The sequence below is a fragment of the Mesorhizobium marinum genome (genome assembly GCF_040813675.1).
Taxonomy (GTDB): domain Bacteria; phylum Pseudomonadota; class Alphaproteobacteria; order Rhizobiales; family Rhizobiaceae; genus Mesorhizobium_K; species Mesorhizobium_K marinum.
Genome location: NZ_JBFOCI010000043.1, coordinates 1 through 538 on the forward strand (window position 1 = coordinate 1; position 538 = coordinate 538).

1 protein-coding gene is annotated in these 538 nt (G+C 59.7%); it reads right to left on the minus strand.

Translation table 11 applies throughout. The annotated features are described in order from the left end of the window. Nucleotides 1–274 precede the first annotated feature (274 nt). On the minus strand, nt 275–538 hold a 264-nt coding region (locus ABUE31_RS22775), incomplete at its 5' end, for a hypothetical protein (protein WP_367726052.1).

Genomic DNA, 538 nt, shown 5'->3' on the forward strand with positions numbered 1-538 from the left:
CCGGTCTACATGACCTTCCCCGACATGCCCGACATCTTCATCGTCAGGCCCGCGAGCCTCGACGACCCGGCGAGCTACCGGGCGAACATCGTCACCTGGACCGCCGCCGCGCAGCCCTGGGATCGCGTCGACCCGGCGCTTCCGGCGTTCGAGAAAATGCCGCCAAGGGCGTGAGGTGGCCCCGGCGTACCTTTCAGGCCGCAACCGTCAAGCCGTTGTTGGTCGCTGCTTAAGCATGACGTCGGGACCGCTCCAAGGTTTGACGCGATATCATCTAGCACGCTTCTTTATCAAAGAAGTGGGAGCCAGCATCTCCGCTGCAAACGCTTGACTGATCAAGCACGGTCGGATCGGCCGCTACGGCAAACCCTAGGAACGCGTGCCAACTCGCGATTGTTCGGGTCTCCGGCTTTGCGGCGAATAGGTGCGAATCGGAGAAGCAGACATATTCGATTGGCGCTTCATTTGAGCCGAGGAGATCCGGTAGCTTTGCTAAAGTGAAACAAGAAGCGCTCTCGAAATCTGCGAACTTGATCCC